Origin of the sequence: Acinetobacter sp. Brlt_5 (assembly GCF_051949055.1) — a bacterium.
In the GTDB taxonomy this organism is placed as follows: domain Bacteria; phylum Pseudomonadota; class Gammaproteobacteria; order Pseudomonadales; family Moraxellaceae; genus Acinetobacter; species Acinetobacter indicus.
The window spans coordinates 1-15,648 of record NZ_JAYJLP010000010.1; the positions used below are offsets into that span (position 1 = coordinate 1).

Below are 15,648 nucleotides of genomic sequence, written 5' to 3' on the forward strand. Positions count from 1 at the left end.
CCAGTCAAGATTGCTCTAGATGACAATGTAAATCTAGATATGGGTAATGAAATCACAACAACCGAGCCAGCTGTTGTTGATGAGAATGTTCAAGTGATTAATTTACTTGAATCAACTGGCGGTGCGGATGCCGGAACAGAAGTGGTACTTTCTGGCTCTACAAATAGCCTTGCAATTTCAATTTCACAAACATCATTACTTGCAGTGGCAGATGCTTATCGTGTTGATGTTTTAGATGAAAATGGCAATATTGTGTATTCAGCAGTCACCCAAGACTCTGAATTAGTTGGTGATGTAGCTGGGCTGGGGATATTAGGGATTACAGGAGATAATACCTTAACTGCAACAGTATCTGATTTGCCAGCAGGTACTTATCGTGTTGTAGTGAGTAATGATGCAGGCGCCTTAACTAATCTACTTGATACTGATGGTGGTGGTATTTCACTTCAAGAACTCGGTGATGCAGGCGTGTTATTAGGTGCCGATAATCAACAAGTTGTTCTTGATGCTGTAAATAATGCTTTAGGTGGTGGTGCTATTGCAGCATTAGTCACAGAGGTTATCTTACCGCCTGTACTTACATTAGTGAATGGCCTACCTGTAGATGAACTTGTTGGTGCATTAAACGACAGTTTATTAAGTAATGCTGATGCAATTTCTTTACTTGGCTTCAGTGTAACCGGTTTGTTAGATACGATTGTTGATGCAGCAGCAACCGCACTACTTTCAAATACCCTGACTTTATTGCAGGAAACTAGCATTACTACCCAAGTGACTTCAACGACATTTGAAAATTACTCTGTCGATAATAATGTTTTAACCAATGATGAAAATCCTGAGCTAGCAACAGTTACTCATATTCAATTTGGAGACGGTGCACCGCAAGAGGTGACTACGGGCGGTGTAAGCATTAACGGAGAGTATGGGGTTTTAACAATTTTCGCTGATGGTTCATATGAATATATTGGAAATGGTGATTTTGAATCTATCGGAAAATCAGAAGTATTTACTTATACAATATTAGGTGCGGATGGAGTAACGACTGATAGCGCAACTTTAACTATTAATATTTTGGATGATTATGCACCGGATGCTCCTGTGATTAATCCTGTAAGTGCTACAGGAGATATTACAGGTACGGCAGAAGCGGGCTCAACAGTGGTTGTAACTGATGACAACAACAATGAAATTGGCAGAACAGTCGTAAGAGCTGATGGTTTGTGGTCAATTACAAATCCAGGCTTAACAGATGGGGCAGTACTTAATGTTATAGCAATTGATGCTGCTGGTAACCCTTCTCAAGCCGCAAGTACAAGCGTTGATGCCCAAGCACCAATAACAGCTCTTGTGACAAATACAACGGGTGATAGTACGCCAACTTTACAAGGTACAATTGATGATCCGACAGCAACAGTTGTTGTGACTGTGGATAGTATTAATTATACCGCAGTGAATAATGGTGATGGTACATGGACACTTGCCGATGGTCAGCTTCCAGAGTTAGCTGATGGTAGTTATAACGTTACTGTGCAAGCTATTGATGCAGCAGGCAATGAAAGCACAATTACAGACAGTTTAGTTGTTGAGGCAGTTCTATTTGCCAATGACGATTTAAATAATGTGAATGTACTTGACACGGTTATCGAAAATAATCTGACCGACAGTGGTTTTATTTTTGGACTAGCTAGTGCAAATGTATTATCAGAATTAGCAGAGATTGACTTAAGTGCAGGTGGCTTTAATTTTACTGTTGCTCCTGATACCACTCAAGATGTTTTGATAGATGTAAATGGTACAACAGGTATAGATCTTAGCGCATTAGTTAACTCAATAGGGGCATTACTTGGTCAAACTCTTTCTGCTGATTTGATGTTGGTGAATCTTGATACAGGTGAGATTGTTACAACAGTTGAAAATGCTCTTCAGTTAACACCAGCATTATTGACCACGGTAATGACAGCAGAAAATATTGAATTTACTGATATACCAGAAGGCAATTATACGATTGCTTTCTCGAGTCCGTCAGGAGATGGAGCTCTAAGTCAATTATTAAGAGCAATTGCTGATGTAGGGCTTCTTAGTGGTGTGAATATTAGTATAGAAACATCAACTCAGTACTCAACAGCAGATGCAACAGGTAATATTTTAGGGAATGGTGTAGATACAGATGTAGCAGATATTGGTGAAGGTCTGACAGTGACACAAGTCATTTCTGCTGAAACTACACATGCTGTGAATACACCAATTGCTACAGATAATACAGAAACCGCGATATCTGGTAATTACGGTATTTTGTATATGCAAGCTGATGGTTCTTATCGCTATGTAAGTAATGGGAATATTAATGATGTGGGTAAAGTTGATACATTCACTTATACAGTAGCTGATGCAGCTGGTAATACTTCACAAGCTTATCTCAATATCCGTACTGATGCTGAAGGATCAACTATTGATTGGGATGAAAATGATCTTCAAGCCGATGGTGTGATTACTATAGATGCAGTTGATGACGATGCAACGGTTAAGATCGCGCAAACAAATAGTGTCAGTGAGTTATTACCAAAAGTACAAGTTGTCGATGCTCAGGCTACAGGAACTAATGGACCGATTACAGGGTCAGTGGTTACTAATACAACTTGGACAAATACTTATACACTTTCAGAAAGCTTTAACATTACAGAAAATACTGTAGCTAATGGAACATTAACTATTACGGCTGAATTACTAGGTACAGCATTGAATACTTCTGTAACTGAGGATTGGGGCGAGGTTACTGCGACCTACACAATTATCGGTCAAAGTGGTGAAGTGACAACCGGTATATTAACTTTAACTGACAGTACCCAAGTAGTGGATGGCTATTATACGGTAAGTATTCCACTTAACGATTTAATTGCGGGCGAATATATCCTTAATGTTAATGTGGAAAATATAACCACTAATACAGGCGCGTTCGGGGCAACGCCTGCAAATAATGGTGAGTTTACAGTTGATACGACACTTTCAGTGATTGAAACTTCATTAAATGACTTTACAACTATAGAGGGTATATATAGTGAAGAGGGTAATTTACTGGAAGAAGATATTGTTTCTAATGTAGCGACTTTCACCATTCAACAAGGAGCAGAGACATATCGCTTTGAAAATGGACATATCTATCAGAATGATGTTTTGCTGCAGAATCAGGATTCTGTAAATATTACTGGTACTTATGGAATATTAAATGTTGATGCGAGTGGTAAATACACTTACACAACGCGAGATGGTAGCGGTATTGGTCAAACAGAGAGCTTTACTTATACTGTAAATGATGTGGGTGGTTTATCTGATACTGCGAACCTGAATATTGGAATAGGCGCTTCAATTACAGGCAGCCGTTATGATGATAGTTATTCAAGCTATGGAGGCGTAGCAGATACTGTTATTTATAATGTACTTGAAGGTGCAGAAACAGATGCAACCGGCGGAAATGGAACAGATACCTGGACCGACTTTAATGCTACTGAAGGGGATAGTATTGATATCTCAGCACTACTTGGTGAACAAAGTGTTACAAGCGAAACTTTAGGAAATTTTGTGACCCTAGAGCAACGTGGAGAGCATACCGTCGTTACGATTGATCGGGATGGTTCTGCGACAGATACTACATATGCAAAAACGGATTTGATTATACTTGAAAATACGACGGCATCTAATTTGGTGTTGGATGATTTAATTAAGTACAACCAAATTTAAATTATGAATCAGGAGGATTTTTGAATCCTCCTTTAGATTGCAAAAAAATCCCGCTCAAGAGCGGGATTTTTTAAATCTTTCGCTTACCAGCTCAACGCACCGCCCGTCTGATAATCCGTTACACGCGTCTCGAAGAAATTCTTCTCTTTACGCAGGTCCATCATCTCAGACATCCAGGCAAACGGGTTGGTCACACCGCTAAACTGCTCAGGTAAGCCCAACTGGCTTAAACGGCGGTTACAGATGAACTTCAGATATTCTTCCATCATGCCAGCGTTCATGCCCAATACGCCACGTGGCATGGTGTCACGCGCATATTCAATCTCAAGCATGGTGCCTTCAAGAATCATTTGAATCACTTCTTGCTGGAACTCGGCGGTCCACAAGTGCGGGTTCTCGATCTTGATCTGGTTGATCATGTCGATACCGAAGTTCAAGTGCATTGATTCATCACGCAGGATGTACTGGAACTGTTCCGCCACACCATTCATCTTGTTACGACGGCCCATTGACAGGATTTGCGTGAAACCGCAGTAGAAGAAAATACCTTCAAGTACGCAGTAGAATGCAATCAGGTTACGCAGCAAAATCTGGTCGTTTTCAGGGGTACCGGTTTTGAAAGTCGGGTCGCTTAAAGATTGGGTGTATTTCAGGCCCCAAGCTGCTTTACGTGCGACTGATGGTACTTCACGGTACATGTTGAAGACTTCGCCTTCATCCATGCCTAAAGATTCGATACAGTACTGATAAGCATGCGTGTGAATCGCTTCTTCAAACGATTGACGCAAGATGTACTGACGGCATTCCGGGTTAGTGATGTGACGGTAGATCGCCAGAACCAGGTTATTGGCCACCAGTGAGTCAGCAGTCGAGAAGAAGCCCAGAGAACGCATCACGATGGTACGTTCATCTTCAGTCAAGCCATTTTCAGACTTCCACAACGCGATGTCGTGGTTCATGTTGATTTCTTGTGGCATCCAGTGGTTGGCACAACCATCCAGATATTTTTGCCAAGCCCATTCGTATTTGAACGGTACCAGCTGGTTTAAGTCTGCGCGGCAGTTGATCATACGTTTGTCATCAACCTGTACACGTCCTGCACCCATTTCCAGCTCTTCCAGGCCAGGCGCCACGTCAAGCTGTTCTAGGGAAGCAGATGCTCTTGCCAGCGAATCGGTTGAATTTGCTGATCCGCTTCGAGGGGTTGCAGCGGGTTGTGCAGCTGCCACATGCGTCTGTGGTTGCTCTGCAGCAGGTACCACTTGCGGATTAGCCGCTTTTTGCGGTTCGACGGGCGTAGGCTGGTGTTCAGGAGCAGCCGGTTTTTGCGAATCATCTTCGAAATCGTCCCAACTTAGGATAGACATATCAATTCTCTCTTCGTTGCTTTATATCTTTTATTGGACATCTCACGACGAAGGGGAGATGTCTTACTATACGCTTAATTTGTGAAAGCAAAATTAAGTTTTGCCGATGCTTGTTCTAAAAATGTACGTAGAACACGATCCTCAAGACTTATTTTGCTTTCGCTTCTGTTTGCGAATGGCCAAAAAGGCATAGACCATCGGCGTGTAAAAGAAAATAAAGGAAAAGACCAGAACCGCGAGTCCTAACATATAGTTATGAGTCATAGGAGGCATGGTCTTTTCCTGTGTTATTTTCAAATACTTTGGAATCCGCCCCAAACCCCTCCTTTAATAAAGAACGGGCTTCCCGCATATCGAATCTGATTTTGGGAAGTCCCCCTTTGGAAAAGGGGGATTTAGGGGGACTTTTATCAAGCGAAGCTTACTGACAAGCCTCACAATCTGGGTTGTCAATTGAACATGCCATTGGCACTGGTGCCGCCTGTTCAAAACCTTCTTCCGCTGCTGGAGCTGCTGCAGGTGCAGTTTCCTGTGCCACTGCTGCAACCGGCGCCGCAACTGTGGTTGGTTTTACTGCATTCAGTGCGCCCGTGTTAATGGTTGATTTCTCAGCCGATGTTGCACCTAAAGCACGTAGATAATACGTCGTTTTCAGACCACGTAACCAAGCCATCTTATAAGTGATGTCCAGTTTTTTACCATTTGCACCAGAGATGTAAAGGTTCAGTGACTGTGCCTGATCAATCCATTTCTGACGACGAGATGCAGCATCCACAATCCAGCGCGGCTCAACTTCAAACGCAGTCGCGAAGATGGCTTTCAGCTCTTCAGGAATACGCGAAATCTTTTGTACTGAACCTTCGAAGTGTTTCAGGTCGTTGACCATTACCGCATCCCATAGGCCGCGTTCTTTCAATGCACGTACCAGGTAAGGGTTGATCACAGTGAACTCACCAGACAGATTTGATTTCACATACAGGTTCTGGAAGGTTGGCTCAATCGATTGAGACACGCCACAGATGTTAGAAATAGTTGCTGTTGGTGCAATGGCCATCACGTTCGAGTTACGCATACCGTCTTTTTGAACTTTGGCACGTAAAGTGTCCCAGTCCAGACGTTGGGTACGATCAACTTCAAACATGCGCTCAGGACGGGTTTTCGCTACCAGCTCTAAAGAGTCGATTGGTAAAATACCCTGATCCCATAATGAACCTTTGAATGTTTCATAGGTACCACGCTCAACCGCCAGATCACTTGAGGTTTGAATTGCGTAGTAAGAAATCACTTCCATTGATTCATCAGCAAAATCAACTGCTGCATCAGAACCGTAGGCGATGCCCATTTCGTACAGTGCATCTTGGAAGCCCATGATCCCCATACCTACCGGACGGTGACGCAGGTTCGAGTTTTTCGCCTGTGGTACCGCGTAGTAGTTGATGTCAATCACGTTGTCGAGCATACGTACCGCAGTTTTGATGGTACGTGCCAGTTTTTCATGATCCAGCTTGCCACCTTGAACGTGCTGTACCAGGTTAATTGAACCCAGGTTACAGACCGCGATTTCATCTTTGCTGGTGTTCAGGGTAATTTCTGTACACAGGTTAGATGAGTGCACCACGCCCACGTGTTGTTGTGGTGAACGCAGGTTACATACGTCTTTGAATGTAATCCACGGATGGCCGGTTTCGAACAGCATCGACAGCATTTTGCGCCATAAGTCTTTGGCACGTACTTTCTTGTGCAGCAGGTTCTGTTCTTTCGCCACCGCTTCGTAATGCGTATAGCGCTCAGTGAAGGCCTGGCCAGTCAGATCATGCAGGTCTGGTGTTTCAGATGGCGTGAACAGGGTCCATTCTGCATCTTCAAACACACGTTGCATGAATAAGTCAGGAACCCAGTTGGCTGTGTTCATGTCATGGGTACGACGACGGTCATCACCGGTGTTCTTACGCAGTTCCAGGAATTCTTCAATGTCTAAGTGCCAGGTTTCAAGATAGGCACAGACCGCACCTTTACGCTTACCACCCTGGTTCACCGCAACCGCAGTATCGTTTGCGACTTTCAGGAATGGTACCACACCTTGTGATTTACCGTTGGTCCCTTTGATGTAAGAGTTCAGGGCACGAACTGGAGTCCAGTCATTACCTAAACCGCCTGCCCATTTAGACAGCATTGCGTTATCACGCATTGCGCCATAAATATCGTACAGGTCATCACCAATGGTGGTGAGGTAACAGCTAGATAACTGCGGACGTAGCGTACCTGAGTTAAACAGGGTAGGCGTAGAAGCCATGTAGTCGAAGCTCGACAACAAGTTATAGAACTCAATTGCACGTTCTTCTTTGTTGTCTTCGTTCAGCGCCAGCCCCATAGAAACGCGCATGAAGAATAACTGTGGCAATTCGAAACGGATACCATCTTTATGGATGAAGTAACGGTCGAATAACGTCTGTAAACCAAGATACGTAAACTGGTTAGAACGTTCTGGCTGAATGGCAGCGGCCAGTTTTGCCAGATCAAAGTTCAGCAGGTCTTCTGACAGCAGCTCCAGCTCGATACCTTTTTTCAGGAAGGTTTCCAGGGCTTCGCCTTCAGGGGTTTCTACCGGCAGACCCAGGAACTCCAGGCCTGTTGCCACTAAGTCATTACACAGCAGGCGTGCAGTAACATAAGTATAGTTTGGTTCCTGTTCAATACGGGTACGCGTCGCCATCATCATGGTGGTTGAGATGTCTGACTCTTTTACGCCGTTGTACAGGTTTTTCACGGTTTCATCGACAATGGCCTGAACATCAATGCCTTCAAGACCTTCAGCCGCAGTGGTAACGGTTGCTGTCAATGCACTTAAATCCAGTGGCTTTAACTGGCCCTGGCTGTCAGTGATCTGTAAGGTCGGGTGATGGTTGGCACCCATCTGCTTACGTGCTTCAGAACGTTGTTCGCGATAGATGACATAAGCACGTGCAACTTTCTGTTCGCCAGTACGCATAAGCGCAAGCTCAACCTGGTCCTGAATTTCTTCAATGTGAATGGTGCCGCCTGATGGTAAACGACGCTTAAACGTGTTCAGAACCATTTCAGTCAGTTGTTCGATACGGTCATGAATACGGCTGGAATCGGCGCTTTGCTGACCTTCAACCGCTAGGAAAGCTTTACCAATCGCTACAGAGATTTTTTCTGCATCGAAAGGGGCCACTTCACCGGTGCGTTTAATCACCTGAAGTTGACCGGGTGTGGATGTGATTACGCTCATGTCAGCATAGCTCCATTGTCATCTATTGTTATGTTTATAGACCATTGAACCGGGCAAAAATAGGCCACAGTGTTTTAGGAATAAACACAAGACTTAGTGGTTTAAAATTGAATTGAACACAAGATACGGGAAATTTTAGGGTAGATCAATATTGACTTTTCTTTAAAATTTTTGGCGTTTTTTGGATAAAATCTTTTGCAAAAAAATCCCCGATTTTTCCATTCGGCTATAAACCTTATCGGACAAGGGCATAGCATAACAAAGCCGGCATAATCTGCTTATAGATAAACTTGTGGATAACTAAAAATCTCTTTGAACAGTCAGTCACATTCTGATCAATGGCCAAAAGCTGCAAAAAAATTGTACATTTTAAAAAGATTTATGTTGTTGAATTCATGGAATTCAGTTAAAAAGAGAAAAGTATAAGGAATTCAATAATTAATAAAAATATAACAAAAAGCTACTTTGATGTATCAGTTTAGTGAATAGCATCTTGTTTACAATGTAAACGTGTGTATATTGCAGAATATATTTCGACGTATCTCTCGGATTTTAAAAGGATAGAATACGTTTAATCAAATAAAGGGGCAGTTCATGAGCCAAGAAGAAAAGTTACCAAAAATTTTAATTGTTGAAGATGATGAGCGTCTGGCACGTTTAACTCAGGAATACCTGATCCGTAACGGACTGGAAGTGGGCGTCGAGCCAGATGGTAACCGCGCCATCCGCCGTATTATCGCGGAGCAACCAGATTTAGTGGTGCTGGATGTGATGCTGCCGGGTGCAGACGGTTTGACCATTTGCCGTGAGGTTCGTCCACATTATCATCAACCGATTCTGATGCTCACTGCACGTACCGAAGATATGGACCAGGTTCTGGGTCTGGAAATGGGTGCAGATGACTATGTCGCCAAGCCGGTTCAGCCACGTGTTCTGCTGGCGCGTATTCGTGCCTTGCTGCGCCGTACTGACAAAGCCCCTGAAGATGAAGTGGCACAGCGTATCGAATTTGATGACCTGGTCATCGACAATGGTGGCCGCTCGGTAACCTTGAATGGTGAACTGGTTGATTTCACCAGTGCAGAATATGACCTGCTCTGGTTACTGGCTTCGAATGCTGGCCGTATCCTGTCGCGTGAAGATATTTTCGAGCGCCTGCGCGGGATTGAATATGACGGTCAGGACCGTTCAATTGACGTACGTATTTCGCGCATCCGTCCAAAAATTGGCGATGACCCGGAAAATCCAAAGCGTATTAAAACTGTACGCAGCAAAGGATACTTATTTGTCAAAGAAACGAATGGTATATAATCGTCGCGCGTATCTGAGATAGGACTGTTTTTCGTGTTCAAACACAGCATATTCTTGCGGATTTATGCAGGATTGGTAATTCTGGTGGCATTGGTGGCCGTGTTAGGCTATTTGCTGGTTCAGATCATTAACTATCAGCGCGCGCAAGAATATCGTGAATCCCTGACCGATGGTATGGCCTATATCATTAGTGAAGGGGTGGCGCGACAACCCAATGAGCAGCAAAAGCAGGACTGGATTTCAGATGCCTCGGATTTGCTGGAACTGCCCATCTATTATATTGCTGCCGATAAGGTCGAGCTGTCACGGGCCGAACTGAAACGGATCAAAGAGCGCAGGGCTGCGGTACGTTACGATGCAGAAACGACCACAGCCTATATTATTATGGGCCTGAGAAATGACCCGGAACATTATCTGTATATCAAGGCCGATGAAATTACCGAACGGCAAATGAAGGCACTGCCGATCTTTATTCTGGATTATCTGGTCTATTTCCCGGGACAGGAAAAAGAATATCTGGCCCGTATCCAGGATCAGTTTTCTTATCCTATCGACATTCAGAACATTGCCGATTTACCGCTCGACTCCGAGCAAATTGGCCGTTTAAGGCTGGACCACAGCATTATCCTGTATCGGGATAATGCCAGCGTACGTGGCACCACCATCTCCATTATTTCGCCAATGCCGAATTCGCCGTCCGAGGTGCTGGTACTTGGTCCGGTTCCGCTGTTTAACTGGATGCCATTCCAGCTGGCGGCCGGGATTACCTTGCTGAGTCTGTTTATTCTGAGTCTGGGCATTTATGGCCTGATTCTGCCGATGCAGCGCAAAATCCGTGAAGTAAATTTCGCCTTGAACCGTATGAAAACCGGCGATTTAAACCTGCGTTTACCCATTGACGGTTCAGATGAAATGGCTAGTCTGGCCTCCAGCTATAACAGCATGTCCGATCATATCCAGCGTCTGATTGAAGCCCAGCGCGAGCTGATGCGCGCGGTATCGCATGAACTGCGTACCCCGGTGGCGCGGATTCGTTTCGGGATGGAAATGCTGGCCGAAGAAGATGATTATGAATACCGGATTCAGCAGCTGGACATGATTGATAAAGACATTGAAGCGCTGAATACCCTGATTGACGAGATCATGACCTATGCCAAACTGGAGCAGGGCATGCCATCGTTAGAAATTGAAAAAGTGGTGCTGTTTGATGTGCTGGATCAGGTGGTCAATGAAACTAATGCGCTGAAAACCGGTAAGGACATCCAGCTGCAAACCATGTCGACCAGTCTGGAAGTCGATGCCGAGCGCCGTTATTTACACCGCGTGGTGCAGAACTTGGTCGGGAATGCGGTGCGTTATTGTGACCACAAGGTACTGGTCAGCGGTGGCGTGACTGCACAAGGCGTGGCTTATGTCTGTGTGGAAGATGATGGGCCGGGCATTCCAGAAGAAGACCGGAGCCGCGTATTTGAAGCCTTTGCCCGTTTAGATGATAGCCGTACCCGTGCCTCTGGGGGGTATGGTCTCGGCCTGTCGATTGTCAGCCGGATTGCCTACTGGTTTGGCGGCAAGATTGAGGTGGATCAGAGCACCACTTTGGGCGGTGCACGTTTTATTATGTCCTGGCCGGCGCAGCGCTTTAGCAAGTCGCGTAAAAAGCAGGGTAATAAAGAAGGGCTGGAATCTTAAACGCTGCTTCAAAGATTCAGCTAAAGAACAGCAGCAAGGGGCGTTTGCTGTTCTTTGGTGGGAGAGTTGGGTCAGAGATTGTCAGCCATTGTCACCATCCAAAATGGTCCGCGTACTCTCTTACTGTCCAGTCTTTGAATTGATCAATTAAGTTGCTAAAAAAATAGCCAGTGATGTCACTGGCTATTTTGTTTTTGCATGGAGCAATTATTGAGTCTGTTGTTTGTACAAGCGGTCTGCTTCATCAAAACGCTCAGTAATGCTGCTGCTTGGCGCTTTGCCCAGCAAGCTCACCACAATAATGGCAATAAACGAGCAGACAAAGCCCGGAATAATTTCATAGATACCGGTATCGCCCCAGACATTTTTCCAGAGAATCACCATCACCGCACCCACGATCATGCCGGCTAGCGCGCCATTTAAAGTCATGCGTTTCCAGAATAAAGACAAAATAATCAGTGGACCAAAGGCGGCACCAAAACCTGCCCAGGCATAAGCCACCAGGCCAAGAACTTTCGATTCCGGATTACCGGCCATCCAGATTGCCAGCAGGGCAATCAGTAACACCATTAAACGGCCAACCCAGACCAGCTCTTTTTGTGAGGCAGATTTACGCAGGAATGATTTATAGAAGTCTTCAGTCAGGGTACTTGAACACACCAGCAGCTGACAGCTTAGGGTACTCATCACCGCAGCCAGAATTGCCGCCAAGACAATACCAGCCACCCACGGGTTAAACAGGATTTTGGTCAGTTCCATAAACACGGTTTCAGGGTTGGCATTCACCACCCCGGCCAGTTCCGGATGTTGCTGGAAGTAGGCAATACCAAAGAAACCGGCCGCCACCGCACCACCTAAACACAGGATCATCCAGGTCATGCCAATGCGGCGTGCATTCGGAATCGACTTCACCGAATCTGCCGCCATGAAGCGCACCAGAATGTGCGGCTGACCGAAATAACCCAGGCCCCAGGCCAGTAACGAGATAATCGCAACAATACTTAAATCACCGACCAGATTCATGGCTTGCGGACGCGCAGCTTCCAGTGCCAGCGTCACTTGAGATAAATCAGAAAAGGTCAGCAGGGTGACAATAGGCGTCAGGATTAAGGCAAAGATCATCAGGCCAGCCTGAATGGTGTCTGTCCAGGACACCGCCAAGAAGCCGCCAATAAAAACATAGCTGATGGTGGCAATGGCACTGATCCATAAGGCCGTGCTATACGACATTTCAAACATACTTTCGAACAAGCGCGCACCGGCCACCATGCCAGAGGCACAGTAAATCGCAAAGAAAATCAGAATCACAAAGGCCGATACAATACGCAGCACTTTTTTCTGGTCATTAAAGCGATTGGAGAAATAATCCGGTAAGGTCAGGGCATTGTGCTGCACTTCGGTATGTACCCGTAAGCGGCCTGCGACCAGTAACCAGTTTAGCCAGGCACCAATAATCAGACCAATGGCAATCCACACCTCAGATAAACCGGACAGATAAATTGCTCCCGGTAAACCCATTAATAACCAGCCACTCATATCCGATGCGCCAGCAGACAGGGCCGTGACAAAGCTGCCTAAACGGCGGCCACCCAGAATATAGTCTGAAAAGTTGGTGGTTGCGCGATAGGCCATCAGACCAATCGCGATCATGGCGACAATATAAAACAGAAAGGTGATTAAGGTCGGATTTAGGGAGCTCATACGGTATCCATATAGTATGTTGGACAGTAAAGGACTTATGGCCTCAATGCGTTCCATGCAAATTCTTGATGGATACTCACAAGTCCTGAAAGATTAAAAAATGAAGGCGAAATTTAACCATAATTTTGCATGAAATACTGATTTTTCTTTCAGGCAATAAAAATAGACAGCATCCAGGCTGTCTATTTTTGGCTAAAAAGGCGCTTAGTTTTGTCGGCCCATGACCCCACGAATGGTATTCAGAATATCGGCCGGTAATACCACGGTCTTGGCATTTGGCGATTTCGACATATCCTGCATGGCTTTTACATATTGTTCACCAAGCAGATAGGCCACCGGAATTTCTTTATCGCCGACTGCTGTCGTGACCATTTCAATGGCACGTTGCGAAGCTTCGGCCAGTACCACTTGTGCTTCGGCATCACGGCGTGAAGCTTCAAGACGGCCTTCGGCTTCCAGAATGGCTGCCTGTTTTTCACCATCGGCTTTGGTTACGGTGGCACGACGCTGACGTTCTGCTGCCGCCTGTTCTTCCATTGCTGACTGCATTGTGTTGGATGGTTTAATATCTTGAATTTCAACGGTTTTAAGGGTAATACCCCAGTCCGCAATATCATCTGAAATCGAGGCTTTTAAACGTGCCTTAATATGGTCACGTGAGGACAGCGCATCATCCAGATCCATTTCACCCACAATAGAACGCAACGAGGTTTGTACCAGGTTCTGAATGGCCCAAGAATAGTTTTCAATCCCGTACACCGCTTTTTCTGGCGTGGTCAGGTTAATGTAGGCCACCGCGTTCATCAGCAGGACGGCGTTATCGCGGCTGATGACTTCCTGAGACGGAATGTCCAGCACAATGTCTTTGGTGGTGACTTTATAGGCCACTTCATCGACATAGGGAATTACGAAGTTCAGACCCGGACTTAGGGTGGTGTGGTATTTACCCAAACGTTGCACAATCCATTTATAGCCTTGTGGAACAATACGCACCCCTTTAAAAATGGTGATGGCCACAAAGGCCAGCAGGGCTAAAACAATAATGGAGCCAGCATTCATTTTATATTACTCACTGTTTTTCGTTGTCATTCTGCAGGCTATGCAACTGCACAACCAGATCATTGCCAAGAATATCGACCACACGCACACGATCACCGACCTGCACCGGACTTAGAGTGCGGCAGTTCCATTCATCAGAACCGAGCACCGGCATCGGAAAACGGACTTTCACTTCGTCATGCTCCAGATTGGTCTGGATGACCATACCAATCTGGCCGATGGTGGCTTCCCGTGACAGGCCGGCTTTGGTTTTATCAATCGACAGTGGTTTAATAAATTTAAACCAGAGCAGGGTACACAGCACCGATAAAATGATCCACATCACCAGCTGCGTGGTGGTGCCCATCATCGGGAACAGCAGATATAAAACGCCCACCATCAGCGCGCCCACGCCAAACCAGAGCGCAGCAAAAGCCGGCAGCAGCAGCTCGGAAAGAATCAGCAAAATGCCTAAAACAAACCAGTGCCAAGGTTCAAGAACAAATTCCATACATCGACTCGTCGCGAATGATTGTAAAAAGAATCATTGATATAGATCAATCTGTATGCTGTTCAATGTAGCAGATGACAACCGACTTGGATATGAAAAAATCCCCGATGTTAAAATTTGGCTTTGGGTGGTGGTGCCAAAGCGGCCGGAGATTTTTTAAAATCGCTGATGGCTTTTTCAATGGCGCGGATTTTCAGCTGGGCAGCTTTTTCACCTTCTAAAATGGTCTGGTTGCTGGCTTTTAAATCCAGTGTGCCAATATGACCAACTTTAGGCTGAATCACCACATTGGCCTGACGTAGCTCTTCATGAATACTCTGCTGGCCCATAATGTTGATGGTCTGATCGAGCAGGCCCCACATATTCATGGGCGTATTGCCGGTCGGACGCGCGGAAATATCTACAGCAATGACCAGATCAGCGCCCATATCTTTGGCAGTTTTGACCGGAATCGGGCTGACCAGACCGCCATCGACATATTTGGTGCCGCCAATAGTTGCGGGGACAAACACATTTGGAATACTGCAGGAGGCACGTACCGCCTGACCGGCATTGCCTTTAATAAACTCGGCTTTACGGCCATTGTCCAGACGGGTGGCGACCGCAGCAAAACGAATCGGGAACTGCTGAATGGCTTTGTTACCGACCTGCTGATTGACATAGTCCTGCAGTTTCTGGCCCAGCACAAAGCCCTGACGGTTCAGAGTTAAATCGCGAATATCAGATTCTTTAAAGTTCAGGGCCAGTTGCTGTAACTGATACGGTGATTTACCACTGGCGTAAAGACTGCCGACAAAACTGCCGGCACTGGTGCCGGTCACAATTTTCGGTTTAATGCCGTGTGATTCTAAAACTTTCAGTACGCCAATATGGGCAAAACCTTTGGCACCGCCGCCGCCTAAGGCAATGGCCACCACCGGTTCACGCGCCTGAATGGGCGTCGGAGTCACTGGCGTTTGTACCGCCCGATCACAGCCGGATAGTGCCAGTAGCAATAGGCCAGCGGTCGAAAATTGCAGTAATTTCATGATTCGATAGGAGAT

10 protein-coding genes are annotated in these 15,648 nt (G+C 45.7%); 3 read left to right on the forward strand and 7 right to left on the reverse strand.

What is annotated here, in order from left to right; translation table 11 throughout:
• The first annotated feature begins 39 nt into the window (after nt 1-39).
• Nucleotides 40-3,735: an Ig-like domain-containing protein gene (locus VF685_RS08165; protein WP_440203604.1), complete on the forward strand. Its 3,696-nt coding sequence runs from the start codon at nt 40-42 to the stop codon at nt 3,733-3,735.
• A gap of 83 nt (nt 3,736-3,818) precedes the next feature.
• Here the strand turns inward: VF685_RS08165 and VF685_RS08170 are convergent, their stop codons facing one another.
• The 3 genes from VF685_RS08170 to VF685_RS08180 all read right to left on the reverse strand — a co-directional run bounded on the left by VF685_RS08170 (nt 3,819) and on the right by VF685_RS08180 (nt 8,355).
• Nucleotides 3,819-5,102 (reverse strand): ribonucleotide-diphosphate reductase subunit beta, encoded by a 1,284-nt coding sequence (locus VF685_RS08170; RefSeq protein WP_005175999.1) that lies wholly within the window; start codon nt 5,100-5,102, stop codon nt 3,819-3,821.
• Between the two features lie 141 nt (nt 5,103-5,243).
• Complete coding sequence (locus tag VF685_RS08175) at nt 5,244-5,375, reverse strand: preprotein translocase subunit YajC (protein WP_075167566.1); 132 nt, start codon at nt 5,373-5,375, stop codon at nt 5,244-5,246.
• 148 nt (nt 5,376-5,523) lie between these two features.
• Entirely contained in the window at nt 5,524-8,355 is a 2,832-nt protein-coding gene (locus VF685_RS08180) for a ribonucleoside-diphosphate reductase subunit alpha (protein WP_075167565.1), read from the reverse strand.
• Nucleotides 8,356-8,949: 594 nt separating this feature from the next.
• Here VF685_RS08180 and bfmR point away from each other — a divergent pair.
• Together bfmR and bfmS are read left to right on the forward strand one after the other, a co-directional pair.
• Complete coding sequence (gene bfmR / locus VF685_RS08185) at nt 8,950-9,666, forward strand: response regulator transcription factor BfmR (RefSeq protein ID WP_005176018.1); 717 nt, start codon at nt 8,950-8,952, stop codon at nt 9,664-9,666.
• 33 nt (nt 9,667-9,699) lie between these two features.
• Nucleotides 9,700-11,355, forward strand: a complete 1,656-nt coding sequence (gene bfmS / locus VF685_RS08190; RefSeq protein WP_286384972.1) for a sensor histidine kinase BfmS — start codon at nt 9,700-9,702, stop codon at nt 11,353-11,355.
• Nucleotides 11,356-11,562: 207 nt separating this feature from the next.
• Here the strand turns inward: bfmS and putP are convergent, their stop codons facing one another.
• From putP to VF685_RS08210, 4 genes are all read right to left on the reverse strand, one after another.
• Complete coding sequence (putP, locus tag VF685_RS08195; RefSeq protein ID WP_075167564.1) at nt 11,563-13,056, reverse strand: sodium/proline symporter PutP; 1,494 nt, start codon at nt 13,054-13,056, stop codon at nt 11,563-11,565.
• A gap of 204 nt (nt 13,057-13,260) precedes the next feature.
• Nucleotides 13,261-14,115, reverse strand: coding sequence for an SPFH domain-containing protein (locus tag VF685_RS08200; protein WP_005176027.1), 855 nt, complete (start codon nt 14,113-14,115; stop codon nt 13,261-13,263).
• 10 nt (nt 14,116-14,125) lie between these two features.
• Nucleotides 14,126-14,605 (reverse strand): NfeD family protein, encoded by a 480-nt coding sequence (locus VF685_RS08205; protein WP_005176030.1) that lies wholly within the window; start codon nt 14,603-14,605, stop codon nt 14,126-14,128.
• 110 nt (nt 14,606-14,715) lie between these two features.
• Nucleotides 14,716-15,633, reverse strand: coding sequence for a patatin-like phospholipase family protein (locus tag VF685_RS08210; protein ID WP_168396349.1), 918 nt, complete (start codon nt 15,631-15,633; stop codon nt 14,716-14,718).
• Between the last annotated feature and the right edge of the window lie 15 nt (nt 15,634-15,648).

Bases quoted from the DNA above. Each gene is read 5' to 3' on its own strand.
- VF685_RS08210 (WP_168396349.1), bottom strand. From the start codon at position 15,633: ATGAAATTACTGCAATTTTCGACCGCTGGCCTATTGCTACTGGCACTA.
- VF685_RS08205 (WP_005176030.1), bottom strand. From the start codon at position 14,605: ATGGAATTTGTTCTTGAACCTTGGCACTGGTTTGTTTTAGGCATTTTG.
- bfmR (WP_005176018.1), top strand. From the start codon at position 8,950: ATGAGCCAAGAAGAAAAGTTACCAAAAATTTTAATTGTTGAAGATGAT.
- VF685_RS08175 (WP_075167566.1), bottom strand. From the start codon at position 5,375: ATGCCTCCTATGACTCATAACTATATGTTAGGACTCGCGGTTCTGGTC.
- VF685_RS08170 (WP_005175999.1), bottom strand. From the start codon at position 5,102: ATGTCTATCCTAAGTTGGGACGATTTCGAAGATGATTCGCAAAAACCG.
- VF685_RS08165 (WP_440203604.1), top strand. From the start codon at position 40: ATGGGTAATGAAATCACAACAACCGAGCCAGCTGTTGTTGATGAGAAT.
- VF685_RS08200 (WP_005176027.1), bottom strand. From the start codon at position 14,115: ATGAATGCTGGCTCCATTATTGTTTTAGCCCTGCTGGCCTTTGTGGCC.
- putP (WP_075167564.1), bottom strand. From the start codon at position 13,056: ATGAGCTCCCTAAATCCGACCTTAATCACCTTTCTGTTTTATATTGTC.
- VF685_RS08180 (WP_075167565.1), bottom strand. From the start codon at position 8,355: ATGAGCGTAATCACATCCACACCCGGTCAACTTCAGGTGATTAAACGC.